The sequence below is a fragment of the Rhizobiaceae bacterium genome (assembly GCA_023953835.1).
Classification (GTDB): domain Bacteria; phylum Pseudomonadota; class Alphaproteobacteria; order Rhizobiales; family Rhizobiaceae; genus Mesorhizobium_G.
Genome location: JAMLJB010000001.1, coordinates 3382267 through 3407894, shown reverse-complemented (window position 1 = coordinate 3407894; position 25628 = coordinate 3382267). Strand labels below are relative to the sequence as shown.

The following is a 25628-nucleotide window of genomic DNA, read 5'->3' as shown; positions in this document are numbered from 1 at the left end:
TTCGACAACGCAACGACCCGCGACCCAACGTCAGTCGTCGCGATAAACCTTCTCGCGCTTCTCGTGGCGCTCCTGCGCCTCGATGGAAAGCGTCGCGATGGGCCGCGCGTCCAACCGCTTGAGCGAGATCGGCTCGCCCGTTTCCTCGCAATAGCCGTAGGTGCCGTCATCGATGCGCTGAAGCGCGGAATCGATCTTTGAGATCAATTTTCGCTGGCGGTCGCGTGCCCTGAGCTCGATTGCCCTGTCCGTTTCGGAGGAAGCCCGGTCGGCCAGGTCAGGATGGTTTGCATTTTCCTGTTGGAGGATTTCCAGCGTTTCGCGCGCTTCGCGCAGTATTTCGTTTTTCCAGGCTATCAGTTTTGCCCTGAAGTACGACTTCTGCCGGTCGTTCATAAAGGGCTCGTCTTCAGACGGAACATAGTTCGCATCAACGAGATCGTTCATCAGACTCAATCCCACTCACCCGCATTGTGGGCGCCTATATAGGCAGGTGAAAGAGACTGCACAAGCGCAAACGTCATCACCCATGGCTCAGCTTTGCGGACGAGTTGAACCCTTCCCTCTCCCAAAGTCGAAGGTTGCGCATGCGCCTCGCCGACGCTAAATCAGCTTCGATTCAATGCGATGCGGGGGCCGGTGGCGACCCTTTATCTTCTTAGGCACGCGAAAGCCGGATGGGCTTTGCCCGGCGTGCGTGATTTCGACCGGCCGCTGGACGAGACCGGCCATCGCGATTCGGAAGAAATGGGCGAGGTCATGGCCGTGAACGGTTACGTTCCGGACCTGACGCTGTGTTCGGGCGCATTGCGCGCGCGCCAGACATTGGCGGGAATTGCCGCGAGAAGCGATACCGGAAAAGTGATCTTCTCCGACGTGCTCTACATGACGGACGCCGCGGGGTATCTCGACCTGATCCGGGAGCACGGAAATGCGTCTGCGCTTCTCATCATCGGGCACAACCCGATGATGGAGGATCTGGCGCTTGCCGTCTCGGGCGATGGCGACGAAGCGGCGAAGGCGTCGCTGAATGCCGGGTTCTCGACCGCCGGGCTTGCCGTGATCTCGTTCGAGAACGGGCTCGACAAGGCAGCGCCGGGCAAAGGCCGCCTCGATGCCTACATCATGCCCGGCGACTGAACTGGTTGAGCACATCGCCACATCCTATATGGTCGTGAAGAATGCGCCGCGATCCCCCGGCGGGCCACCAAGGACTATCGTTTGGCGTCTCTCACCAGCCTGACCGACGAAGCACTCATCGCGCTCGACACCATCGGCGAGCGCGCCGCAGCCATGTTTTCGCCGTCGCTGCGCCTTGGCGTCACCGGCCTTTCACGGGCGGGCAAGACGGTGTTCATCTCGTCGCTGGTCCACAACATCATCCATGGCGGACGCCTGCCGCTGTTCGAGGCGCAGAAGTCAGGGCGAATTTCCGCCGCGCGACTTGAGCAACAGCCCGATGATGCCGTGCCGCGCTTTCAATATGAGGATCACGTCGATGCCCTGGTCAAGGAACGCATCTGGCCGGAATCGACGCGCGCCATTTCGGAAATGCGCCTGACTATCGAATATGAGTCGGCGTCGGGCTGGAACAGGCTCTTCTCGGCGGGGAAACTGTCGGTGGACATCATCGACTATCCCGGCGAATGGCTGCTTGACCTGCCGCTGCTCGGCAAGACCTACCAGCAGTTTTCCGCCGAATCCTTCGAGCTTGCGCGCTCGGACGATCGCGCCGACCTATCGGAAGATTGGCGAACGCTGGCCGTCGGCATCGATCCCAACGGCGCGGCGGACGAAATGCAGGCGCGCCAGCTTGCCGAAGCTTTCGCGGCCTATCTCAAGGCCTGCAAGGCCGACGATCGCGCGCTCTCAACGCTCCCGCCGGGACGCTTCCTGATGCCCGGCGACCTGGAAGGTTCCCCCGCGCTGACCTTTGCGCCGCTGCCGGTGGCGTCCGACGCCCGCGCCAGGGGCGGCTCGCTGCACGCCATGATGGAGCGGCGCTACGAGGCCTACAAGACGCATGTGGTGAAGCCGTTCTTCCGCCAGCACATTGCCCGCCTCGACCGGCAGATCGTGTTGATCGACGCGCTTCAATCCATGAACGCGGGTCCCGGCGCATTGGTGGACCTGGAGCGCGCGCTGGCCGAAATCCTCGCCTGCTTTCGGCCCGGACGAGGCAGCATCTTCACCGATTTCTTCTCGCGCCGCATCGACCGCATTCTCGTCGCGGCGACGAAAGCCGACCATTTGCATCATGAAAGCCACAACCGTCTGCAACAGGTCGTGCGCAGGATTGCGGACGAGGCGATCAGTCGGGCCGATATTTCGGGCGCATCCATCGAGGTGCTTGCCATGGCCGCCGTGCGGGCCACCCGCGAGGGCACGGTGAAGCAGGGGCGCGACACGCTTCCAGTCATCATCGGCACGCCGATCAAGGGCGAGACCATCGGCGACGAGACCTTCGACGGGAGAACAGAGACGGCGGTTTTCCCCGGCGACCTGCCGGAAGACATAGACAGCCTGTTCCGGCCTTCGGATACAGAACCCGCCGAGCCGCTCATCCGCTTTGTCCGGTTCCGCCCGCCGAAAATCGAAATCGCCGAGGACGGCGTCAAGCTGTCGCTGCCGCATATTCGGCTGGATCGGGCGATCCAGTATCTGATCGGGGACAGGCTCGCATGACCACCCAGAGAAAACCCGCCGCCTTCCGCATCGACGCGCCCGAGCCGGAGCCGCAGGCGACCCGCCCTGCCCGCAGGCCGCGCGCCATGCCGCGCGAAACGGCGGTCGTCGTGCCTGCCGAAGTCGACGTCTTCGACGACACGGCACTGGTCGATGCCGACCCTCCCCTGCCCGTGCCTTCGCGGCGACGTTCATGGCTTGGCGGGCTGTTCTTCGGTTCGCTTGGCGTGCTGGTCAGTCTCGCGCTCGGGCTTTGGGCGGACCAGCTCATCCGCGACCTGTTCCAGCGCAACGAATGGCTCGGATGGGTCGCCGCAGCAGCAGCCGCGCTGGCGGTAATCGCCGCGCTGACCGTTTTCGCGCGCGAAATGCTCGCGCTCTCGCGCCTGTCATCGGTCGAAAAGCTGCGCAGCGCCGCTGAAGCCGCGCTGGCGAGCGACGACCCGAAGGCCGCGCGCGTGGTGGTCGACCGGCTGAGCGCGCTGATGGCGGATCGACCGGAAACTGCGGCGGGCCGCAAGATGCTGGATGCCCTGCGCGACGACATCGTTGACGGCGCGAATCTGATCCGGCTCGCCGAAACGGAAATCCTGACCGGCCTCGACGAGCGCGCGACGACCATGGTGCTGAATGCGGCGAAGCGCGTCTCCATGGTCACGGCGGTCAGCCCGCGCGCGGTGGTCGATGTCGGCTATGTGATCTTCGAATCGGGCCGGTTGATTCGCCGCATTGCGGAGCTTTACGGCGGGCGACCCGGCACGCTCGGCTTTTTCCGGCTGGCGCGCGGCGTGCTTTCTCATCTGGCGGTGACTGGCTCGATCGCCGTCGGTGACAGCTTCGTCCAGCAGATCGTCGGCCACGGCCTTGCAGCCCGCCTCTCCGCCAAACTCGGCGAAGGCGTCGTGAACGGCATGATGACGGCGCGGATCGGGCTTGCAGCCATCGATACGGCCCGACCCCTGCCCTTTTCGGCGCGAAAGCGCCCCGGCGTGGGCGATTTCCTGTCGGCGCTCACCTCCTTTGCCGCCAACCGGAAAGACGCGCCGGACGCCTGAGAAACCGCATCCCAAACCGGACGGGTGACGCTCCATTAACCATTCTTCTTCATGGTTGGCGCAGGTTCAGTCACGCATTCTGTTCGGGGTCCCATGTCGATATATCAAGCTCTTCGCCGTCCCGCAGCGCTGCTCGGCGCCGTGGCCCTGTGCCTCGCCACGGCGAATTTTGCATCGGCAGGCCCCGCGCGTGACCAGAAGTTTTTCGACCGGATTGAAGGCCAGTGGACAGGCCCCGGCGAGGTGATCGCCGGAAAGTACAAGGGCACCAAATTCGTCTGCACGCTTGCAGGCGCTTCACCGCGCCCGACGCCCGGCATGTCGCTCGACGGCTCCTGCCGTGTCGGCGTTTTCTCCCAGAAGATTTCGGCTGCGGTGGAGCGGAAGGGGCGCGGCTATGCAGGGACCTTCCTCGACGGTTCCAAGGGCAAGGGAATCGACGTCATCGGCGGCAATGTGGTCAATTCCGACAAGATCGTTCTCTCGCTCAATCGCAGCCAGCTCAATGGCGCGATGATCGCCCGCCTCAGCGGCGACGACGGCATGGTGGTGACCATCACCGTGCGAGTCGGGGAAAAGATGATCCCGGTCCTCGGCATGAACCTCAAGCGCGTCGACAATATCGCGGTCGGGGCAATCGCTTCGGAATAGCCGCCACATCCAATGCCGGACTTGTCGCGCGCTTCGCTTGCGAAGTATCGTCTTGCTTCGGCGCATCGGCGCCGCTCGTAACAGGACCGGTTCATGGCGGCGGAAGCAGCGGCAGGCGGCGTAGACCTTGTGCAGATCGTGTCCCTGCTGGGCGCTGGCGTTGTCGCGGTCCCGCTGTTCAAGCGGCTGGGACTTGGCTCGATCCTCGGCTACCTGACGGCGGGGCTGATCATCGGCCCGTTCGGCCTGAAGATATTTTCCGAGCCGGAAGCTATCCTCCACGTCGCCGAACTCGGCGTCGTGATGTTTCTGTTCATCATCGGCCTTGAGATGCGTCCCTCGCGACTGTGGGGGTTGCGCCGCGAAATATTCGGCCTTGGCGTCATGCAGGTCGGTTTCTGTGCGTTCCTGCTCACGCTGGCGGGCATTGCGGGCGGTTTCCCGGTTTCGCAGGCATTCGTGGCCGCTGCCGGCTTTGTGCTGACCTCCACGGCAATCGTGATGCAGGTTCTCGAGGAGCGAGGCGATATTTCAAGCCCGAAGGGCCAGCGCATCGTCTCCGTGCTGTTGCTGGAAGACCTTGCCATCGTGCCGCTGCTGGCGCTGGTCGCCTTTCTCGCGCCTATCCCGGCAACGGAAGCCGCGCCGGACCTGTCGGGAAGGCTGGTGGAAGTCGCCATCGGCATTGCCTGCATCGTCGGCCTTGTCGTGGCGGGCCGCTATCTGCTGAACCCCTTCTTCCGGGTGCTGGCGGACGCTCATGCGCGTGAAGTGATGACCGCCGCCGCCCTGCTCGTCGTTCTGGGCGCGGCGCTGGTGATGCAGCTTGGCGGCCTGTCGATGGCGATGGGTGCGTTCCTTGCCGGCGTGCTGCTTTCGGAATCGACCTTCCGGCACCAGCTTGAAGCCGACATCGAGCCGTTTCGCGGCATTCTCCTCGGTTTGTTCTTCATGGCGGTCGGCATGTCGCTCGACCTGTCCGTGGTGGCACGGAACTGGATGCTGATCGCCGTCTATGTCGTCGCCTACATGGTCATGAAAGGTATCGGCATTTATGCGGTCGCCCGCTTCCTGAAATCCGACCATGCCGAGGCGCTGGAGCGCGCCGTGGTCATGGCACAGGGCGGCGAGTTCGCCTTCGTGCTCTATGCGGCTGCCGCCGCCGTCGGCATCATCGACGGCGAAGCCAACGCGACCCTGACCGCCATCGTCATCATCTCCATGGTGCTGACGCCGCTGGCGATGATCGTCCTTCGCCGCCTGACTCCGGTCGAGGAACCGTCGCTGGACGGCGTCGACCTGGCCGACAATCTGCATGGCAGCGTGCTCATCATCGGCTTCGGGCGCTTCGGCCAGATTGCATCGCAGCCCCTTCTGCTGCGCGGCGTGGACGTGTCCATCATCGACAACGATGTCGACATGATCCAGGCAGCGGCGAATTTCGGATTCAAGGTCTATTATGGCGACGGCGCGCGGCTGGACATTCTCCATGCGGCGGGGGCCGGACGCGCCCGCGCCGTGCTGATCTGCGTGGACAAGGGCGATGTCGCCGTCCAGATATCCGAACGCCTCAAGGAGGATTTCCCGATGGTGCGGGTGCTGGCGCGCGCCTATGACCGAGGCGTCGCGCTGAAACTCGTCGAGGTTGGCGTGGATTATCAGATACGCGAGACGCTGGAATCCGCGCTCGAATTCGGCCGTGAGACGCTGGAGATATTGGGCGTCGAGGTTGAGGAAGCCGCCGAGATCGTCACCGATGTTCGCCGCAGGGACGCGGCCCGATTCGAGGCTCAGTTGGCAGGCGGGCTGCAAGCCGGGCGCGGCTTCATGAAGGGCAACATACCCCAGCCGACGCCCACGCCGCTGGCGCAGCCGAAGCGTCCGGGTCAGGCAAGCAATCCCGAGGCCGCCGCCGTGCTCTCCGCCAACCGGCCCGCTGAATAGGGCATTGAAATGCGGACAGAGTGTTCGTATCCACATCCATACATGCGAGATGCCTCACAATGCTTAAGGTCCGATCCATCGAAAATAAGTCAAAAAGTCCAACACCGCGCGAGTCGCTCTTAGAAGTTCTCGCGACATTGAAGCCGCTTGGGCCTGAGGATCAGCTTCCAGAGATTGAGGATAGCTGGCCCATGCCAATAAAATCTCCTAGCGCTTCGTCTCGCGATAGTGGGTGATCCCGAGGTCGCGAATCTTCTTGCGCAGCGTGTTGCGGTTAAGGCCAAGAAGTTCGGCGGCGCGGATCTGGTTGCCGCGCGTCGCCGCAAGCGCAGCCAGCACAAGCGGATATTCAACCTCCGCGATCACGCGATCATATAGGCCGGATGGTGGAAGTTCATCCCCGAACATCTTGAAATAACGCTGTAAGTTCTGCTCGACCGCCTGCCCGATCGTCAGTTCTTCGGCAATCGTTTTCGGTACGTTCGGCGTCGGCTCGACACCCGCGCTCAATTCGGCTTCAATATTTTCGCGGGAGATTTCCTCCTGCGGATAAAGCGCCGCCAGCCGCCGCACGAGGTTTTCCAGTTCCCGCACATTGCCCGGCCAGCCATAGCGCTTGAGCGCTTCCATGCCCGCCGGCGAAATGCGCTTTGCCTGCAAGCCTTCGGCCTGCGCCCTTGAGAAGAAATGGCGAACGAGGTCTGGCACGTCCTCCGAACGCTCACGCAAGGCAGGCAGGCGCAGCGGCACCACATTGAGGCGATAGAACAAATCCTCACGGAACAGGCCCTGATTGATCAGGACGCGCAAATCCTTGTTCGTCGCCGCCACGATGCGCACGTCGGTCTTGATGGGCGTGCGTCCGCCGACTGTCGTGTATTCGCCCTGTTGCAGGACACGCAGGAGCCGCGTCTGCGCCTCCATGGGCATGTCGCCGATCTCGTCGAGGAAAAGCGTTCCGCCCTCCGCCTGCTCGAACCGCCCGCTCGACCTGTGCTGAGCCCCGGTGAACGCGCCGCGCTCATGCCCGAACAGTTCGGATTCGATGAGGTCGCGCGGGATCGCGGCCATGTTGATGGCAACGAAAGGCCCGCTCTTGCGCCGTCCATATTCATGCAGCGCCCGCGCCACCAGTTCCTTGCCGGTCCCGGATTCCCCGGTAATCATGACCGTCAGGTCGGTCTGCATCATCCGCGCCAACATGCGGTAGATGTCCTGCATGGCGGCGGAACGGCCCACCAGCGGCATCGCGTCTGCCTGATCGTCGGTGCGGCTTGCGCCCTTTGCCCGACGCGGTTCGGCCAGCGCACGAGAAACGACATTGATCAGTTCGGTCAGGTCGAACGGCTTCGGCAGATATTCATATGCGCCGCTTTCCGAAGCCTTGATCGCCGTCATGAACGTATTTTGCGCGCTCATCACGATGACCGGCAGTTCGGGCCGCGCCTTGCGTATGCGGGGCAGCATGTCGAAGGCGTTCTCGTCCGGCATCACGACGTCGGTTATGACGAGATCGCCGTCGCCCGCCGCAACCCAGCGCCACAAAGTCCCGGCATTGGACGTGACGCGCACCTCGTGGCCGGCGCGCGAAAGCGCCTGGCTCAGTACCGTGCGGATGGCGGCGTCGTCATCCGCGACAAGAATCTGGCCGTGCGGGTTCATTGGTCGTCTCCATCGACGCTGTCGTCGACATCCGCGCCGCGCCAGGCGGGCATGAGGATTCGGAAGGAAGTGCCACGCGCCGTCGATTCGCATTCGACGATGCCGCCATGCTCGCCGACGATCTTGGCGACAAGCGCCAGGCCCAGACCCGACCCGTTCGGCTTGGTGGTGATGAAAGGATCGAACAGGATGGGCAACAAATCCTCCGAAACACCAGGACCATTGTCCTGCACCTTGAATTCAAGCGGCAGCGAAACGCGCTCCTGGCTGCCCGGCATTGAAACGCGCATGCCCGGCCTGAATGCCGTCGTCAGCGTGATCTCGCCGCCGGGAGTGTTCCCAATGGCTTCCGCCGCATTCTTGACGAGGTTGAGAAACACCTGAATGAGCTGGTCGCGATTGGCGTAAACCATCGGCAACGATGGGTCATATGTCTCGACAATGCGGATCTTCCGGGCAAATCCGTTGGCCGCGATAGCCTTCACCCGGTCCAGCACCACGTGAATATTGACCGGCATGCGATCGATGGGCCGTTCGTCTGAAAAGACCTCCATGCGATCCACCAGCGCGACGATGCGATCCGTTTCCTCCGTGATCAGCCGCGTCAGGGGACGATCCTCGTCGGAGGCCGACAGTTCGAGAAGCTGCGCCGCACCGCGAATGCCGGAGAGCGGGTTCTTGATCTCATGGGCCAGCATGGCTGCGAGGCCGGAGACCGACCGCGCCGCGCCGCGATGGGTCATCTGGCGGTCGATCTTGTCGGCCATCGACCGTTCCTGAAACATGATGACGACGGAACCGGGCATCTCGATGACGGGCGCGGCATAGATGTCGACAAGCTTGTCCGCGCCGAAACGCGGCGAAGAAATGTCGACCCGGTATTCGTTCACCGGCGAGTGGCGTTCCCGAACCTGATCCACCAGCGCCAGAAGCGGGCTGTCATAGGGCACGAAGCGGTCCAGTTGCTGGCGCGCAAGCATGGCCGCGCTCGACCGGAAAAAATCCTCGGCGTCGGCATTGGCGTAGCTGATGAAGCCGTCCTGCCCGATCATGATGACGGGACGGCGGATCGTATTCAGCACGAGTTGCGCTGCGTCTTCCTGCGCGTGCGGTGTTCCGGCGTTCATGCTGCCTTCCGCTCTTGCGGACACCCGGCGAACGCGCGACCGAGGGCCGCCACGACTTCGCCTGCATCGAAGGATTGAAGGATCGTTCGACGCACGGCGTCGGCGGCGTCGGGCGCGTGGCGGTCGAGATACCACCGCAAATGCTTGCGCGCCTGCCGCAGTCCGCTTTCGGTCCCGTAGAACGCCAGCATGTCCTCATAGTGCCCGATGACATATCCAGATATATCATCGGGCGCGGGCACACCAGCATCCCGGCCCGCGGCCTGCGCGGCGATGCGTCCGGCCATCCACGGCGCGCCATAGCAGGCGCGCCCCACCATGACCGCATCCGCGCCGCTCGCGGCCAGCATGCCGGCTGCGTCGGCATGGCTCGAACAATCGCCGTTCGCCACCACCGGCACCGTCACCGCCTGCTTCACCTCGGCAATCGCCGCCCAGTCCGCCCTGCCCTCATAGAACTGGCACCGCGTGCGGCCATGAACGGTCACCATCCCCACGCCGGATTGTTCGGCACGCGCGGCCAGTAGCGGCGCGTTGCGGCTCTCGTCGTCCCAGCCGAGACGCATCTTGACCGTCACTGGCACCGCGACCGCGCCAACCACGGCATCGATCAGCGCGATGGCATGGTCGGGGTCGCGCATCAGCGCCGAACCGCAATAGCCGCCCGTCACCTTCTTCGCGGGGCAGCCCATATTGATGTCGATAATGTCGGCCCCCTCGCCTTCCGCGATGCGCGCCGCCTCGGCCATAGCCGAAGCCTCGCGCCCGGCAAGCTGCACCATGTGCGGCATGCCGTCCTCGCGTTTGATCCGAACCGCCGTATCGCCACGGCCCTTCGCAAGCTCGCCGCTTGCGACCATCTCCGAAACCACCAGCCCCGCGCCATGCGCGTAGGCGCGGCGTCGAAACGGCAGATCCGTCACGCCCGACATCGGGGCCAGAAATACCCGGTTGCGCAGCACGACGCCGCCTATTTCAAGCGGCGTGGCCAGCTTGCCCGCTTCAGATTTGCACAAAAACACGGCACGATTTCCTGCTGCACGTTTCTTAGACACATTTGAATTTTGCGCGCAACTCAAATGTTTCGAGATGCACGCAAATTGCGCAGGTCCCTCTGGCATTGTTCGGCGGGCGAAACTATGGCTTTGCCATGGAAAACGCGTCGCAAGCAAAAAAGGGTAAAGTCGCGGCCGTCATCGTCGCGGCAGGACGCGGCGAGCGCGCCGGTCGTGGCGAAGGTCCGAAGCAATATCGCAAACTCGGCCCAGACGCCATCATTGCCCGCACATTGCGCACTTTTCTCGACCACCCCGACATCGGACGCATCGTTGTCGCCATCCATCCCGAAGACAGCGACCTGTTCGCTGCCGCCGCCGGCGATCTTGCGTCGCGCGTCATTGTCGTGACCGGCGGCGGAACCCGGCAGGAATCCGTCTTGCTGGCGCTCAGTGCCCTGCGCGGCGCTCCGCCCGCCTCGGTGCTCATTCACGATGCCGTGCGTCCCTTCGCGGATGCCCGGCTCATCGGGCGCGTCATTGAAGGGATAGAGGATCAGCGCGGCAGCCTTCCCGCCATGCCGGTGGTCGAAACGCTCAAGCGTGCGACCGATGACGGCCATGTTGACGGCACCGTGGACCGCAGCGGACTGCATGCCGCGCAGACGCCGCAGGGCTTTCCTTTCGCCGCCATCCTTGACGCCCATGAGCGCGCGCACGCCGCCACCGACAGGGAATTTACCGACGACGCCTCAATCGCCGAATGGGCAGGCATGCCCGTCAAGCTCGTCGCGGGCGACAGCAGCAACGTCAAGCTCACCTTTGCCAGGGACATCGAAATGGCGCAGCAGCGCGCAACCACCCCCGCCTTTCCCGATGTGCGCACCGGCAACGGCTACGACGTGCATGCCTTCGAACCCGGTTCGTTCGTCACGCTTTGCGGCGTGCGCGTCCCGCATAGCAAGCGCCTCGTCGGCCATTCTGACGCCGATGTCGCGCTGCATGCGCTGACCGACGCGCTGCTCGCGACCTGCGGCGAAGGCGACATCGGCACGCATTTTCCGCCCTCCGATCCGCAATGGCGCGGTGCGGCCTCGCGCATATTCGTTGAGCATGCCGCCGCACTCGTTCGCGGGCGTGGCGGGCGCATCGCCAATGCGGACATTACGCTCATCAGCGAAGCCCCGCGCATCGGGCCACATCGCGCGGCCATGACCGCCGCACTTGCAGAAATGCTCGGAATTTCGCCGGATCGCATTTCGATCAAGGCAACCACGAACGAGAAACTGGGTTTCATCGGGCGCGAGGAAGGAATCGCGGCGATTGCGACCGCAAGCGTCATCTATCCGGGAGACGTGCCGGCATGAGCGAAGCTGGAGTGGGCGAAACCAAAGCCGAAAAGGTCGATGTCCTGGCGGACCTGTTTCTCAAGGCGTGCCACCGCCGCCGCATTCTGGCGACCACCGCCGAAAGCTGCACCGGCGGGCTCATCATCGCCGCCATGACAGACATTCCCGGCTCGTCCTCGATGGTCGACCGGGGCTTCGTGACCTATTCCAACGAGGCAAAGATGGACATGCTCGGCGTGCGGGCCGAAACGCTCGACGCGCATGGGGCGGTTTCGCGCGAGACCGCGCTTGAAATGGCATCCGGCGCGCTCGCCCGCTCCCGCGCCGGAATTGCGCTGGCCGTTACCGGCATTGCCGGACCCGATGGCGGTTCGGCCGAAAAGCCGGTCGGGCTGGTCTGGTTCGGGCTGGCGATGACTGGGCGGGAGACAATTGCGGAAAAGCGCCTCTTCGACAATTTTGGCCGCGACTATATCCGCCGCCAGACGGTGCTTGCGGCCTTGCGGATGGGGATCGACGCGCTCAGCTGATTATACCGCTGCGCCATAAATCTCGTCGGCGCGTTTCTCGAAGGCTTCGGAGAACATGCGGAACGCGCGGTCGAACATTGCGCCCATGAGCGCGCTCAAAATGCGGCTCTTGAACTCGTAGTCGATGAAAAACCGCACCTCGCAGCCCTGCACATCGGGCACGAACGTCCAGACATTGGTCAAATGCTTGAACGGACCGTCGATATATTTGACATCGATCACCCTGTCATCCGGCCGCAGAAGCACCTGGCTGGTGAACGTCTCGCGAATGGCCTTGTATCCGACGGTCATGTCGGCGATCAGCATGGTCTTACCTTCGCGCTCCTTGCGGGAACGCACCGTGAGCGCCTCGCAAAGCGGCAGGAACTGCGGATATTGTTCGACATCGGCCACCAGCGCGAACATTTGCTCGGGCGAATGGCGGACCGTTCGCTTTGTCTCGAAAGTCGGCATCAGGCGGCGGCGGAAGTCCGCTTCAACTGTTCCTCGCGCGCTGCCCGGAGCTTGGCGAAATCGTCGCCGGCATGGTGCGACGACCGCGTCAGCGGGCTCGACGCCATCAGCAGGAAGCCCTTTGCCTTGCCGATGGTCGCATAAGACTTGAACTCCTCCGGCGTCACGAACTTCTTCACCGGATGATGCTTGCGCGTCGGCTGGAGATATTGGCCGATGGTCATGAAATCCACATCGGCGCTACGCAGATCGTCCATCAATTGCAGCACTTCGTTCCGCTCCTCGCCGAGCCCGACCATGATGCCCGACTTGGTGAAGATCGAGGGGTCGAGTTCCTTCACGCGCTGCAACAGGCGGATCGAATGGAAGTAACGGGCACCGGGGCGCACGGTGAGATAGTTCGACGGCACGGTTTCCAGATTGTGGTTGAACACATCGGGCCGCGCCGCAACGACGATTTCCAGGGCGCCGTCCTTGCGCAGGAAGTCGGGCGTCAGGATTTCGATGGTAGTGTCCGGCGTGGCGCGGCGGATGGCATGAATAACGTCCGCAAAATGCCGCGCGCCGCCATCGTCGAGGTCGTCGCGGTCCACAGAGGTGATGACGACATGGGTCAGGCCCATCTGCTTCACCGCTTTGGCCACGTTTTCCGACTCGTCCGGGTCCAGCGCGGTCGGAATGCCTGTGGCGACGTTGCAGAAGGCGCAGGCGCGCGTGCAGATTTCGCCCATGATCATGAAGGTGGCGTGCTTCTTTTCCCAACATTCGCCGATGTTGGGGCAGCCGGCTTCCTCGCAGACCGTCACGAGCTTGTTGGTTTTGACGATCTCGCGCGTTTCCTGATAGCCGCGCGAAACCGGGGCCTTCACCCTGATCCATTCGGGCTTGCGCAGCACTTCCTGATCCGGGCGATGCGCCTTTTCCGGGTGCCGTGGCCGCGGAGCGTTTTGAACGGTGTCGAGAACGGTAACCATGTCTACCTTGAGGCCTGAGCGCGGCCAAATATGAACAGCACGATGATTGCGCCGATGGTGGCGACGATCAGATTGCCGATGAAGCCGTGATACATGACATTCATCATGCCCGCGAGCGTGCCGCCGACGAACGATCCGGCAATGCCGACGAGAATATTGGTCAGAAGCCCATGGTCACGGTTCATAGACCGTTCCGCGATCCATCCCGCCAGAAACCCGATGACCAGCATGCCGAAAAAACCGACGCCCGGCATGGTCATGATGCCATAGCTGTTTCCCATTGCGATCTCCCGGCCTCGTAAACGCTTATATAAGGGAACAAGCTGCCGATTGGAACAGCGGCTGATGCGCGCTCCTCATGCGTTCAGCACACGTCCATACGCGTCCAGCACGCTTTCCTTCATCATCTCCGAAAGGGTCGGGTGCGGGAAAACGCTGTGCATCAGCTCTTCCTCGGTCGTTTCGAGGTTCATCGCAACCACGAAACCCTCGATCAGCTCCGTCACTTCCGCGCCCACCATATGCGCGCCCAGAAGTTCGCCTGTTTTCTTGTCGAAGATGGTCTTGACCAGCCCCTGATCCTCGCCGAGCGCAATGGCCTTTCCGTTCGCGGCAAAGGCGAAGCGCCCGACGCGAATGTCCCTGCCCTGTTCCTTCGCTTTCGCCTCGGTCAGCCCGACCGACGCAACCTGCGGATGGCAATAGGTGCAGCCGGGAATCTTGAGCTTGTCCAGCGCGTGCACACCGGGAAGCCCCGCGATCTTCTCGACGCAGATGACGCCTTCATGCTCGGCCTTGTGCGCCAGCATGGGCGGCCCGGCCACGTCGCCGATCGCATAGACCCCCGGCACATTGGTGCGGCCATAGCCATCGGTTACGATGGAGCCACGCTCGATCTTCACGCCCAGCACCTCAAGGCCGAGATTTTCGACATTGCTCTGCACGCCGACCGCCGAGATCATCCGGTCCGCCGTGATCGTCTGCGTCGTGCCGTCCTTGCCCTCAAGCGTCGCCGTGATCGAGTTCGCGCCCTTCTCGACCTTCGTCACCTTGGTTTCCAGCAGGATCTTCATGCCCTGCTTTTCGAGCTGCTTCTTCGCCAGCGTCGAAATCTCGTTGTCCTCGACAGGCATGATCTGCGGCATGATCTCAACCACGGTCACGTCAACGCCCATGGTGCGATAGAACGAGGCGAATTCTATGCCGATGGCGCCCGATCCCATGACCAGCAGGGACTTCGGCATTTCCTGCGGAATCATCGCCTCGAAATAGGTCCAGATCAGCTTGCCGTCCGGCTCGATGCCGGGCAGCGCGCGCGGCCGCGCGCCGGTCGCGACGATGATGTGCTTCGCGGTGTAGGTGCCCTTCCCCTTGGTGCCCTTCGGCGCGGGATGCTGCGGTTGCATGGCGGGCTTGCCCGGCTTGCCGACGACGATCTCGTTGGCCTTGGTCAGCTTCGCTTCGCCCCAGATCACATCCACCTTGTTCTTCTTCATCAGGAAGCCGACGCCGCCGTTGAGCCTTGCCGAAACGCCGCGCGAGCGGTCCACGACCGCCTTGGTGTCGGCGCTGATGGTGCCATCGATCTTCAGCCCGTAATCCTTCGCATGTTCGGCATAGTGCAGGATTTCCGCCGAGCGCAGCAGCGCCTTGGTGGGAATACATCCCCAGTTCAGGCAGATTCCGCCCAGATGCTCGCGCTCGACAATCGCCGTCTTGAAGCCAAGTTGGGCGGAGCGCACGGCGGTGACATAACCGCCGGGGCCGGAACCGATGATGATGACGTCATAAGAGTCTGCCACAGCCAGTCTCCCTAAATGTCCAGTATCTTGCGCAAGACCGGCGCGAGCGCCGTGCCGATTGCGCGCGTGTTTGCCGCGTCCATATGCACGCCGTCGAAATGCGCCGTGCCGGCGACCGTCGCGGCGTCGAAAAACCCGCACCCCATTTCGGCGGCAAGGTTGCGGTACGCGTCCGCCAGTTGGCGCGATGCGGAATCGCCGCCCTCGAACATGGCGGCATATTCCGTATTGTTCGTCCTCGACACAGGCGGCGGTGCGACAAGCACGATCTTCGGCGCAGCCGCGCCCTGCGGATAAGGATGCCCGCGCACGATCTGCACGATGCGCTTCATGCCGTGAGCGGCCCCCAGCGCCGTACCGTGAATCCACGGCTTCATGTCGTTGGAGCCGAGCATGACGATGATGGCGTCCAGCGGCGAATGGCTGCCCAGAATGGTCGGCAGCACGCGCGCGCCGTTGCGGTCCTCTCCGGCGAGATTGTCGTCGAACGCAGTCGTCCGGCCGTTCAGGCCCTCGGCTATGACGCTAAAATCATCGCCGAGTTCCGCCTGAAGCACGCTCGGCCAGCGGTCCGCATAGTCATGGCGCGTCATGTGCTCCGCATTGAAGCCCCATGTCAGCGAATCGCCATAACAGAGTATGGTTTTCATGGCCTGTCAGACCAGCATGCTCATCGGATTTTCGATCAGGCGCTTGAAGGCTTGCAGCAGTTCGGCCCCGAGCGCGCCATCGACCGCGCGGTGATCGGTCGAAAGCGTGACCGACATCACGTTCGCCACCTTCACTTCGCCGTTCTTCACGACTGCTCTTTGCTCGCCCGCCCCAACTGCCAGGATGGTTGCATGCGGCGGGTTGATGACCGCGGCGAAATCCTTGATGCCGAACATGCCGAGGTTCGAAACGGCCGTCGTGCCGCCCTGATATTCCTCGGGCTTGAGCTTGCGCGACCGGGCGCGGCCCGCAAGGTCCTTCATCTCGTTTGAAATCGCCGAAAGCGATTTCGTTTCGGCCTGCCGCACGATGGGCGTAATCAAGCCTCCCGGAATGGACACCGCGACGCCGACATCGGAGTGCTTGTGATGCACCATCGCCGAATCCGTCCATGACACATTGGCGTCGGGTACAGCTTGAAGAGCCATCGCCATGCCCTTGATAATCATGTCATTTACGGACAGCTTGTAGGCCGGGACCTCGCCCTTATCGGTTTTCCTGACGGGTGCTGCCGCATTCAGTTGTGTCCGCAGCGCGAGCAGCGCGTCCAGCTCGATATCGACGGTCAGATAGAAGTGCGGAATGGTGGTCTTGGCCTCGACCAGACGGCGCGCAATCGTCTTGCGCATATTGTCGTGCGGCACGAGTTCGTAGCTGCCTTCGGCGAACAGCTTGAGCGTCTGCTCGTCGGACGCACCCTTCGGCGCAGGCGCTGCCGCCGGTGCCTGCGCGGCAGCCGGGGCCGCTTTCGCACCGCCGCCCGCAGCGGCGGCTTCGACATCGGCCTTTACAACCCTGCCATGCGGTCCCGAACCCTTGATGGAAGCGACATCGACGCCCTTTTCCGTCGCGATGCGCCGCGCCAGCGGCGATGCGAAAATGCGCTCGGTGCCACGGTCTGTGGAAGCAACCGGCGCAGCCGCCGCTGCCTTCTCCCCTTGTGACGGAACATTGCCTGCGGGGGCGGATGAGGGGGCAGGTTCCGCCTTCGGAGCCGCCTTGGGCGCTTCCGCCTTGGCGGGCGCTCCGCCTGCCGCGGCTGCGGCGACATCCTCGCCCTCACCTGCCAGAACGGCGATCAGCGCATTGACCTTGACGCCTTCGGTTCCGGCCGGGACGACGATTTTCGCGACCGTTCCTTCATCCACGGCCTCGACTTCCATCGTGGCCTTGTCGGTTTCGATCTCGGCGATCACGTCGCCGGGCGCAACCTTGTCGCCTTCCTTGACCAGCCATTTGGCGAGATTGCCCTCTTCCATCGTTGGCGAGAGGGCCGGCATGGTAATATTGATCGGCATGGCTTCCTCCCGCTTCCGTCAGCGATACGTCACTGCCCTGACCGCCTCGATGACCTCGGCGACATTCGGCAGGGCGAGCTTTTCGAGATTGGCTGCATAGGGCATCGGCACGTCCTTGCCCGCAATGGTGATGACCGGCGCGTCGAGATGATCGAATGCGCGTTGCGACACCTGGTTGGCAATGAAATCGCCCACCGACGACTGCGGAAAGCCTTCCTCGACCACCACCAGCCGGTTGGTCTTTTTCACCGAGGCAATGATCGTGTCGAAATCGAGCGGACGGATCGTGCGCAGGTCGATCATCTCCACGTCGATGCCCATGCCCCGCAGTTCGGCCTCTGCCTTCGCGCAATAGGTCATGCCGATGCCGAACGATACCAGCGTCACATCCTTGCCCGGCTTGTGAATCCGCGCCTTGCCGATAGGCAGCACGAAATCGTCGAGCTTGGGCACGTCGAAGCTGTGGCCATACAATATTTCGTTTTCGAGGAAGATGACCGGGTTCGGATCGCGGATCGCGGCCTTCAGCAGGCCCTTCGCATCCGCCGCCGTGTAGGGCATCACCACCTTGAGGCCGGGAATGTGGCTGTACCACGCCGCATAGCACTGCGAGTGCTGCGCCGCCACGCGCGCCGCAGCGCCGTTTGGCCCCCGGAATACGATGGGCGCGCCCATCTGGCCACCCGACATATAGAGCGTCTTGGCTGCCGAATTGATGATCTGGTCGATCGCCTGCATGGCGAAGTTGAAGGTCATGAACTCCACGACGGGTTTCAGCCCGGCCATCGCCGCGCCGACCCCGACGCCCGCAAAGCCGTGCTCGGTGATCGGCGTATCGATCACCCGATCCGCGCCGAATTCCTGCAACAGGCCCTGCGTGATCTTGTAAGCGCCCTGATACTCGGCGACCTCCTCGCCCATGACGAAGACATCGCTATCGCGGCGCATTTCCTCGGCCATCGCGTCACGCAGCGCCTCGCGCACCGTGGTCGGCACCATTTCTGTGCCCGCCGGAATGTCGGGATCGGCGGCGGCCTCCAGCCTCGGCGCGGCAGGTACAGCATCCTGCTTCGTGGTTTGCGGCTTCGGCTCCGCCTCGGCTTCGATCTTCGGCGGCGTTTCGTCGGCCTCGCCGACACCCTTCGCCGCCTGGTCGACGTCTTCGCCTTCCACCGCCAGCACGGCAATCGGCGTGTTGACCTTCACGCCCTCGCTGCCTGCGGGAATAAGGATCTTCGCGAGAACGCCCTCGTCCACGGCTTCGACTTCCATCGTCGCCTTGTCGGTCTCGATCTCGGCGATCACGTCGCCGGATTTGATCGTGTCGCCCTCGTTCTTCACCCATTTCGCGAGGTTGCCCTCTTCCATGGTGGGCGACAGCGCTGGCATCAGAATTTCGATCGGCATGGTCGCCCTCCCTCAGTGCAAAATATCGGTCCAGAGTTCGGACGCATCCGGCTCCGGGTCCGTCTGGGCGAAATCGGCCGCATCGGCGACGATGTCACGTACCTCCTTGTCGATCTGCTTGAGATCGTCCTCGCTCGCCCACTTCTTGTCGAACAGGCGCGCCTTCACCTGCTCGATGGGGTCGTGCTCGGAACGCATCTTCTGCACTTCCTCCTTCGTGCGGTATTTCGCCGGGTCCGACATGGAGTGTCCGCGATAGCGGTAGGTCAGCATTTCGAGGATGATCGGCCCCTTGCCCGACCGGCACCAGTCGGTCGCGAGGTCGCCGGCGGCCTTCACGGCGCGCACATCCATGCCGTCCACCTGTATGCCGGGAATCCGGAAGGAAATGCCGCGGTGCGAAAAATCCGTCTCCGCAGAAGACCGCGACACGGCGGTGCCCATGGCGTAGCGGTTGTTTTCGATCACATAGATGACCGGCAGCTTCCACAGCGCCGCCATGTTGAAGCTCTCGTAGACCTGGCCCTGATTGGCCGCGCCATCTCCGAAAAAGGCCAGCGCGACGTTCTTGTTCTTGCGGTATCTGTTGGCGAAGCCGAGGCCGGTGCCAAGCGACACTTGCGCCCCGACGATGCCGTGGCCGCCATAAAAGTTCTTCTCCTTGGAGAACATATGCATGGAGCCGCCCTTGCCCTTCGACAGGCCGCCCTTGCGCCCGGTCAACTCGGCCATGACGCCGCGCGGCGACATCTCCATGGCCAGCATGTGGCCATGGTCACGATATCCGGTGATCATCTGGTCACCCTCGATGAGCGACATTTTCAGGCCGGTCACCACCGCTTCCTGGCCGATATAGAGGTGGCAGAAACCGCCGATGAAACCCATGCCGTAGAGCTGGCCCGCCTTCTCCTCGAACCGGCGGATCAGGAGCATCGCGCGATAGGCGTCCAGTTCCTGCTGCTTGTCGAACTCGACCGGCTTGGGCGTGGCGGGATTTGTTCCTGGCTTTGCGTCGGCTTTGCGGGCCGGCGCGCGCTTGGCGGCTGTTGCCATACGTCTCTCCCTGATTCGTCTCTGGCGGACCCGGGAAGGCTGGCTTCCTTCCCTCTTGCCACCACGCTATATGGAAAAAGCACGTCCGTCCATGCGGAAAAATGCATGGCTGCCTTGCAGCTAAACCGTTATTTTCACTGCGGAACTAAGCGATTAACGTGAATTCAGTTAATTCACTTCATTGCAGGTTGACGGTGAGTTCGTTGGGACGGCTGAAATCCAGTTCCCGCCGTGCAAATTCGTCCAGCATATCTTTTTCTATCGTGCCGTCGCGCAACATCTGGACCTTGCGTTCCAGCGCCCCGCGTTCGGCAACGGTATCATCGAGCACATGGCCCAGTTCAACGATACGCTTTTCCAGCCGGTATTTCGAGTAGATACCATATTCGCCATGGTAGGCATGGAACCCGAAATAGGAGAGAAAGACCGTTGCGATTGCCGGAACGATCAGGCGCCCGGTATTTCTCTGCTTGTGCTGTTTTGTCCACATGAACGGGCTCTCCATGCCCCTTTTGTGCCTCATGCATGCTTAATGGAGGGTTACGGCGCCGCCTCCTGCCGATTTCTGTTGCGCCGCAAAAAATATGTGCAAGACCGGCCCGCGACACCTTTCATTAACCATGATTTTGGGGCAAACTCTGTCTTGGGTGCGGTTTGAGTGGGCGGGGCTGTCATGGACCAGAAGAGTCCGGGCTTCATAGGAAATTTGGCTATAAAGAACGGTCTGCACATCGCTTTGCAGCGTGGCGAGACGGGTGTCAAAGGCGCCGGTTCGGGCTATGCGCACGACAATGATTCGGCATGGTCGGATGATGTGCCCGCCGGACGGGATCGAAACTCCGAACCCGGTGGGGCCTTGCTCGGCACATGGATCGAGGATGCGCGGGAAGGCCGGTTCGAGACGGACGTCCGCACCTTCGAGCAATTGCAGGATATCATAGCGCGATATGCGCAGGACGGTTTTCGTCCTTCGGATATATTCGGGTCGGGCCGGTTCTTCGAACCATGGTCCGTCGCCTTCGTGAAGGACGAGGCTCCGGGGAATGTCTGGCAGGTCACGGCGGACGCCAGCGCCTTCAAGCGCCGCCACGAGGACATGCTCCGTCAGGGATATCGTCTTGCGTCGTTCAACAGGCGCCATCGCAATTTCAACGCGGTCTGGGAGCCGGTTTCGACTCCCCATCCGCAACCCGTCGCCTGGAACATGGGGTGGGCCGAACTCGTGACGCTCGACAAGCGTCAGCGCGAGCGCGGATTGCGCATCGCCTCCATTGATCGCTACGGCCCGTCAGGCGCGCACTACGCCGCCGTGTGGGAACCGGGCGAAGGTGAGCAGCTTATCGAGGCTCCGGGCGGCCTGAACGTTGGAATTGCGCCGTCGATTGCGGCGATGGTGGACCGCTATGCCGATGCCGGGCTGTCCGTGCAGTCCATCGGCCACAACGAACATGCCGTCGTGGCCTACAGGTCGGATGCCTCGCCCGCCCGGCGGCGGTTCGTTTGCCTGCCGCTTGCGCGCTTCCGGGCATACGACCAGATCTGCCGCAATGGCGGGTATCGCCTTGCCTCGGTCAGCCACGCAAGCTGGCCTGCAAGCTGACGAGGCGCGGCTTCTAGCCCTTCAGGATCGAGCGGCCCGCGAATGAAGCCGCCGTGCCCAGTTCTTCCTCGATGCGGATAAGCTGGTTGTATTTCGCCAGCCGGTCCGAACGCGCCAGCGAGCCGGTCTTGATCTGCCCGCAATTGGTTGCGACCGCGAGGTCGGCGATGGTCGAATCTTCCGTTTCGCCGGAACGATGGGACATCACCGCCGTATAGCGCGCCTTGTGCGCGGTCTCGACTGCATCCAGCGTTTCGGACAGCGAACCGATCTGGTTCACCTTGACGAGAATCGAATTGGCGACGCCCATCTTGATGCCGTCCCGCAGGCGGGCCGAATTGGTGACAAACAGGTCGTCGCCGACGAGCTGCACGCGGTCGCCGATCATGTCCGTCAGGATTTTCCATCCTTCCCAGTCGTCCTCGGCCATTCCGTCCTCGATGGAAATGATCGGGAAATCCGCAGCCAGTTTCGCCAGATATTTGGCCTGTGTCTTCGGGTCGCGGGTCTTTTTCTCGCCCTCATAGACATAGGCGCCGTCCTTGAAGAACTCCGTCGCGGCGCAGTCGAGCGCAATTGCCACGTCCTCGCCCGGCTTGTAGCCCGCCTTCTCGATGGACGTCATGATGAATTCCAGCGCAGCCTGTGCACTCTTCAGGTTCGGGGCGAAGCCGCCCTCGTCGCCGACATTGGTGTTGTGCCCCGCGTCTTTCAAGCCCTTCTTGAGCGTGTGGAAGATTTCCGATCCCCAGCGCACCGCTTCGCGCAGGCTCGGCGCGCCAACCGGCATCACCATGAATTCCTGGAAATCGATCGGGTTGTCGGCATGGACCCCGCCATTGATGATGTTCATCATCGGCACCGGCAGCACATGCGCATTCGGGCCGCCGACATAGCGATAGAGCGGCAGGCCGGATGCTTCGGCGGCGGCCTTCGCCACGGCCAGCGACACGCCGAGGATTGCGTTTGCGCCAAGGCGACTCTTGTTCGGCGTACCGTCCAGCTCGATCATCGTCTGGTCGATGTGAATCTGGTTTTCGGCCTCCATGCCGCCAATCGCCTCGAACAGCTCGCCGTTCACGGCTTCCACTGCCTTTTCGACGCCCTTGCCAAGATAGCGCTTGCCGCCGTCCCGCAGTTCGACCGCCTCATGCGCGCCGGTCGACGCGCCTGAGGGCACTGCGGCGCGGCCCATCGAGCCGTCTTCCAGCACGACATCGACTTCGACGGTCGGGTTGCCACGGCTGTCCAGAATTTCGCGGCCGACAATATCGACGATTGCGGTCATTGGGGGCTCCTGCAAATCTTGGCTGAATTCGCGCCTCTCTTAGCGCAAGCACGCAAAAAGGCAACGGTCATGCCGGGTCGTGCTTGCACCCCTCATCCGGCTGCCGCCACCTTCTCCCACAAGGGGAGAAGGTGGCGGCAGCCGGATGAGGGGTAGTCGCGACCTTGCCGACGGGGGGAGGGTGAGGGGCAGCGCGAACCTCCAACCCAAAAATCCCGCTTCTATTTTAGCATATGATGGAATATGGTCGCGCCGGGATCGGTCATCCGGCTGGTCCTTGGGGCGTCAAAACCCCTCGCAAAGCGGTCGGCGCCGACCGTCAACGGCACATCCACGCGCCTCAGGGCCGGGGAGGCCACGACAAATGTCCAGAGCTTCGGCTTAAAAGCCGTGGCGGCCGTCTTTGCGCGGTTTTTGAACTCCCCGGTCACCAGAGGGGCGCATGGGGCTATTGGGGGCCCCTCGGTGACCAAATTGTGTCGCACGGGGAGCAGCAATGGACAGCTATCATTTCTGGCAGGATTTCTTTCAGACGTTCCGCGCGTCGTCGGACTTCATTAAGGCACTGTGGATTGCAGTACCGCCATTCTCCCTGCTCGCGATGACGTGGATCGTGCTGCATGTTCCGCTCCTGCGTGGTCGCGATGTGTTCTATGCGGATTGCTGCGCAAACCACCTCTCTCCCACAAAGTGGGAGCAATGGGCGGGGCCGACTATCCCTTTGCGATCCGGTCGAAAGCCATGAGTTTTTCGAGCAGTTCGGGCATGTCCTTGAGCGGCACCATGTTCGGCCCGTCAGAGGAGGCGGAATGGTCGGGATCGTCATGCGTTTCGATGAACACGCCGGCAACGCCCGCCGCCACAGCAGCCGAGGCGAGCGTCTTGACGAAACGGCGCTCGCCGCCGGAAGAACCGCCCTGCCCGCCGGGTTGCTGAACCGAATGCGTCGCGTCAAAAATCACCGGCGCGCCGATCTCCGCCATGATGGGCAACGCGCGCATGTCGGACACCAGCGTGTTGTAGCCGAAAGAAGCGCCGCGCTCGGTGACCAGCACATTGGGGTTGCCCGAGCCGGTGATCTTGGCCACGACATTCTTCATGTCCCAGGGCGCAAGGAACTGGCCCTTTTTCACGTTCACGACCTTGCCGGTCTTGGCCGCCGCCACAAGCATGTCGGTCTGGCGCGAGAGGAACGCCGGAACCTGCAGCACGTCGACCACATCGGCCACCAGCGCGCATTGCTCCTCGGTATGCACATCGGTGATGATCGGCAGCCCGAACGCCTTGCGCAGATCCGCAAACACCGGCAGCGACGCCTCCAGCCCCGCGCCCCGCGTCGCGCCGAGCGAGGTCCGGTTCGCCTTGTCGAAGCTCGATTTGTAGACGAGTCCGATGCCGAGCTTTTCGGTCATTTCCTTCAGCGCGCCGGCCATGTCGAACGCATGCTGCCGCGATTCAAGCTGGCAGGGCCCAGCGATGAGCGCCAGCGGCGCATCATTGGCGAAGGTCACGTTGCCGACCGTGACGCTGTGGTTGGGCTGTGTCATGCGCGGGCCTCGAATATGAAATACGCACCCTGCCCTGTGGCGGGCGGCACGATCAAAGTGTTGTTCCGCGCGAGATAGGCGATCCCGTCCGCCTTGAAAAGACTGGCCGTCGCATCGATTTCCGGAACCTCGAACACGACAGCCATTGGTCGAAGCCCCTCGGCGGTGTCATGCTGGCCGATCTCTACGCCATATTTTTCCGAAAACACGTCCGGTGTTTCGACGCGCACTTCCGTGTTCGGCAGCGAAAAGGTGAGCGAACCGCTCCCCTCCTCCGCATTGGCGGTGCAGTCGAAGAACGTCTCCAGGAAGCCGGCATGAAGGCGCGGTTCGGGAGCCGTCAGCACCACCGCGCTGAGCCTCGTGACGCGATTGCGATGGTGCTGGAGCGCCGACCGGTCAACCTTGGGGGTCTTGACCCGCTCGCAGGTGAAGAAGAACGGCGCGGGCGATTGCAGGTCGCGTGCAAAGGCCAGCCGAAAGGACGCGGTGCCGGATTTGCCGGTCTTGTCCACGACCTCGCGGGAAAAATCGAGGACATCGCCGCCCTGCATTGCCGCCGCTTCGAAGCGGGCCGCATCCGCATTGGCATCATTGGTCCCGAGCACGATGGCGGCAAACCCGTCCTGTCCCACCCGTTCGCGATAGCTGCGGTCGCCGGCCACGAAGGCGTTTCCTTCCGCGACTGCGCGCTCGGCCAGTTCCGCATCCGCCACCGCCAGCGGCTCAAGGAACGTTCCATCCTCCAGATAGATACAGCAATTGGCTGTTCCGAACGGATGCACCCCCACGGGCGCGACCGTGAATCCCAGCGCCCGGTAGCGCGTCTGCGCCTCGTCGAGACCGGAGACTGGGAGGACAAGATGATCGAGCGGCTTGGTTTGGGGACTCATCGATCCGACTGGCCAGAAAAAGCGATAGCGCAGCTTCTATACGAGGCTGCGCCGCGTTCAACCGCTCACTCGAAATGCGGTCTCGTCACCAGGGACTTGTTCGAAACTGCCCCGCCACCTGGTCGTTGTTGGGAACACGTCCCTCCGGCGTGAGCTTGTCCACGACGCCCGGCAGCGCCTTGGAAAGCTGGTCGAGCAATTGGTCCTGCGGAATTCCGGTGCGGCGGGAAAGTTCGGTCAGCATCCGGTCACCGATCGCCTTGCCGAGATCCTGCGGCTGGATGGGTGCATTGGGCTGGTCTGTCTTGACCCAACTGTCGGCAACTTCGCCGTGGCCGTTATTGGCAAGCTTTTCCAGTAGTCCGCCAAGACCACCTTCCAACAGCCCACCCTGTCCGGGTGCGCCCTGCTGTGCGGTCTGATCCGGCTGCGGCACCTCGGCCTGCGGCGGGAGCGACTTCTTCTCCGCCTCCGGTTCTTCCTCCTTGCCGCCGCCCGAAAGCATTCTGCCCGCAAGCAATGCGCCCAATGCAATCAGCAGCGGCTTGGTGATGTTGCCGCCCGGCACCGCATCGTCAAACAGTCCCATTTCCGTTCTCCCTGA

The 25628-nt window shown here is 62.8% G+C and carries 25 protein-coding genes; 8 read left to right on the top strand and 17 right to left on the bottom strand.

The features are described from left to right. Positions 1–30: 30 nt before the first annotated feature. Complete coding sequence (gene dksA, locus M9924_16035) at positions 31–447, bottom strand: RNA polymerase-binding protein DksA (protein MCO5065908.1); 417 nt, start codon at positions 445–447, stop codon at positions 31–33. Between the two features lie 192 nt (positions 448–639). On the opposite strand from dksA, the gene M9924_16030 reads away from it, so the two are divergent. The 5 genes from M9924_16030 (at position 640) to M9924_16010 (ending at position 6335) form a co-directional block, all read left to right on the top strand. Continuing rightward, positions 640–1140 carry a histidine phosphatase family protein gene (locus tag M9924_16030; protein ID MCO5065907.1) on the top strand — a complete coding sequence of 167 codons (501 nt, stop codon included), beginning with the start codon at positions 640–642 and terminating at the stop codon, positions 1138–1140. An 81-nt stretch (positions 1141–1221) separates the two neighbouring features. Further along, a complete protein-coding gene (locus M9924_16025; protein ID MCO5065906.1) occupies positions 1222–2685 on the top strand; it encodes a YcjX family protein in 1464 nt (487 codons plus the stop codon). Further along, positions 2682–3740, top strand: coding sequence for a TIGR01620 family protein (locus tag M9924_16020; GenBank protein ID MCO5065905.1), 1059 nt, complete (start codon positions 2682–2684; stop codon positions 3738–3740). Before M9924_16025 ends, M9924_16020 begins: the two co-directional genes overlap by 4 nt. Before the next feature lie 93 nt (positions 3741–3833). After that, the gene (locus M9924_16015; protein ID MCO5065904.1) at positions 3834–4391 is read left to right on the top strand and encodes a hypothetical protein; all 558 of its coding nucleotides are present in this window, start codon (positions 3834–3836) and stop codon (positions 4389–4391) included. Positions 4392–4484: 93 nt separating this feature from the next. Continuing rightward, the gene (locus M9924_16010; GenBank protein ID MCO5065903.1) at positions 4485–6335 is read left to right on the top strand and encodes a monovalent cation:proton antiporter-2 (CPA2) family protein; all 1851 of its coding nucleotides are present in this window, start codon (positions 4485–4487) and stop codon (positions 6333–6335) included. A 207-nt stretch (positions 6336–6542) separates the two neighbouring features. Here the strand turns inward: M9924_16010 and ntrC are convergent, their stop codons facing one another. Genes ntrC through dusB form a run of 3 tightly spaced genes read right to left on the bottom strand, consistent with a single transcriptional unit; the run spans position 6543 to position 10146 of the window. Further along, entirely contained in the window at positions 6543–7997 is a 1455-nt protein-coding gene (gene ntrC / locus M9924_16005; protein ID MCO5065902.1) for a nitrogen regulation protein NR(I), read from the bottom strand. Next, a complete protein-coding gene (locus tag M9924_16000) occupies positions 7994–9124 on the bottom strand; it encodes a nitrogen regulation protein NR(II) (protein ID MCO5065901.1) in 1131 nt (376 codons plus the stop codon). The genes ntrC and M9924_16000 overlap by 4 nt, the downstream gene beginning before the upstream one ends. Further along, positions 9121–10146, bottom strand: coding sequence for a tRNA dihydrouridine synthase DusB (gene dusB / locus M9924_15995; protein MCO5065900.1), 1026 nt, complete (start codon positions 10144–10146; stop codon positions 9121–9123). The genes M9924_16000 and dusB overlap by 4 nt, the downstream gene beginning before the upstream one ends. A gap of 128 nt (positions 10147–10274) precedes the next feature. Here dusB and M9924_15990 point away from each other — a divergent pair, with 128 nt between their 5' ends. Together M9924_15990 and M9924_15985 are read left to right on the top strand one after the other, a co-directional pair. After that, entirely contained in the window at positions 10275–11486 is a 1212-nt protein-coding gene (locus M9924_15990) for a bifunctional 2-C-methyl-D-erythritol 4-phosphate cytidylyltransferase/2-C-methyl-D-erythritol 2,4-cyclodiphosphate synthase (protein ID MCO5065899.1), read from the top strand. Next, positions 11483–11998 carry a CinA family protein gene (locus tag M9924_15985; GenBank protein ID MCO5065898.1) on the top strand — a complete coding sequence of 172 codons (516 nt, stop codon included), beginning with the start codon at positions 11483–11485 and terminating at the stop codon, positions 11996–11998. The genes M9924_15990 and M9924_15985 overlap by 4 nt, the downstream gene beginning before the upstream one ends. On the opposite strand, the gene M9924_15980 is transcribed toward M9924_15985, so the two are convergent. From M9924_15980 to M9924_15940, 9 genes are all read right to left on the bottom strand, one after another. Beyond that, positions 11999–12451: a type II toxin-antitoxin system RatA family toxin gene (locus M9924_15980; GenBank protein MCO5065897.1), complete on the bottom strand. Its 453-nt coding sequence runs from the start codon at positions 12449–12451 to the stop codon at positions 11999–12001. Continuing rightward, entirely contained in the window at positions 12451–13425 is a 975-nt protein-coding gene (gene lipA / locus M9924_15975) for a lipoyl synthase (GenBank protein ID MCO5065896.1), read from the bottom strand. The genes M9924_15980 and lipA overlap by 1 nt, the downstream gene beginning before the upstream one ends. Positions 13426–13427: 2 nt before the next feature. Further along, a complete protein-coding gene (locus M9924_15970) occupies positions 13428–13706 on the bottom strand; it encodes a GlsB/YeaQ/YmgE family stress response membrane protein (GenBank protein ID MCO5065895.1) in 279 nt (92 codons plus the stop codon). A 75-nt stretch (positions 13707–13781) separates the two neighbouring features. Further along, a complete protein-coding gene (gene lpdA, locus M9924_15965; GenBank protein MCO5065894.1) occupies positions 13782–15227 on the bottom strand; it encodes a dihydrolipoyl dehydrogenase in 1446 nt (481 codons plus the stop codon). 11 nt (positions 15228–15238) lie between these two features. Then, entirely contained in the window at positions 15239–15877 is a 639-nt protein-coding gene (locus M9924_15960; protein MCO5065893.1) for an SGNH/GDSL hydrolase family protein, read from the bottom strand. 6 nt (positions 15878–15883) lie between these two features. Then, positions 15884–17236 carry a pyruvate dehydrogenase complex dihydrolipoamide acetyltransferase gene (locus M9924_15955; GenBank protein ID MCO5065892.1) on the bottom strand — a complete coding sequence of 451 codons (1353 nt, stop codon included), beginning with the start codon at positions 17234–17236 and terminating at the stop codon, positions 15884–15886. Positions 17237–17254: 18 nt separating this feature from the next. Next, on the bottom strand, positions 17255–18643 hold the full coding sequence (locus M9924_15950) for a pyruvate dehydrogenase complex E1 component subunit beta (protein MCO5065891.1): 1389 nt from the start codon (positions 18641–18643) through the stop codon (positions 17255–17257). A 12-nt stretch (positions 18644–18655) separates the two neighbouring features. Next, entirely contained in the window at positions 18656–19696 is a 1041-nt protein-coding gene (gene pdhA, locus M9924_15945; protein MCO5065890.1) for a pyruvate dehydrogenase (acetyl-transferring) E1 component subunit alpha, read from the bottom strand. Between the two features lie 178 nt (positions 19697–19874). Beyond that, positions 19875–20186 (bottom strand): septum formation initiator family protein, encoded by a 312-nt coding sequence (locus M9924_15940; GenBank protein MCO5065889.1) that lies wholly within the window; start codon positions 20184–20186, stop codon positions 19875–19877. Positions 20187–20369: 183 nt separating this feature from the next. Between M9924_15940 and M9924_15935 the strand changes: the two genes are divergently transcribed. Then, the gene (locus M9924_15935; protein MCO5065888.1) at positions 20370–21296 is read left to right on the top strand and encodes a hypothetical protein; all 927 of its coding nucleotides are present in this window, start codon (positions 20370–20372) and stop codon (positions 21294–21296) included. 13 nt (positions 21297–21309) lie between these two features. Here the strand turns inward: M9924_15935 and eno are convergent, their stop codons facing one another. From eno to M9924_15915, 4 genes are all read right to left on the bottom strand, one after another. Then, positions 21310–22584, bottom strand: coding sequence for a phosphopyruvate hydratase (eno, locus tag M9924_15930; protein ID MCO5065887.1), 1275 nt, complete (start codon positions 22582–22584; stop codon positions 21310–21312). 713 nt (positions 22585–23297) lie between these two features. Continuing rightward, positions 23298–24131 (bottom strand): 3-deoxy-8-phosphooctulonate synthase, encoded by an 834-nt coding sequence (kdsA, locus tag M9924_15925; GenBank protein ID MCO5065886.1) that lies wholly within the window; start codon positions 24129–24131, stop codon positions 23298–23300. Continuing rightward, a complete protein-coding gene (locus tag M9924_15920; GenBank protein MCO5065885.1) occupies positions 24128–25024 on the bottom strand; it encodes a VOC family protein in 897 nt (298 codons plus the stop codon). The genes kdsA and M9924_15920 overlap by 4 nt, the downstream gene beginning before the upstream one ends. An 85-nt stretch (positions 25025–25109) precedes the next feature. Then, a complete protein-coding gene (locus tag M9924_15915; GenBank protein MCO5065884.1) occupies positions 25110–25613 on the bottom strand; it encodes a YidB family protein in 504 nt (167 codons plus the stop codon). Positions 25614–25628: the final 15 nt, after the last annotated feature.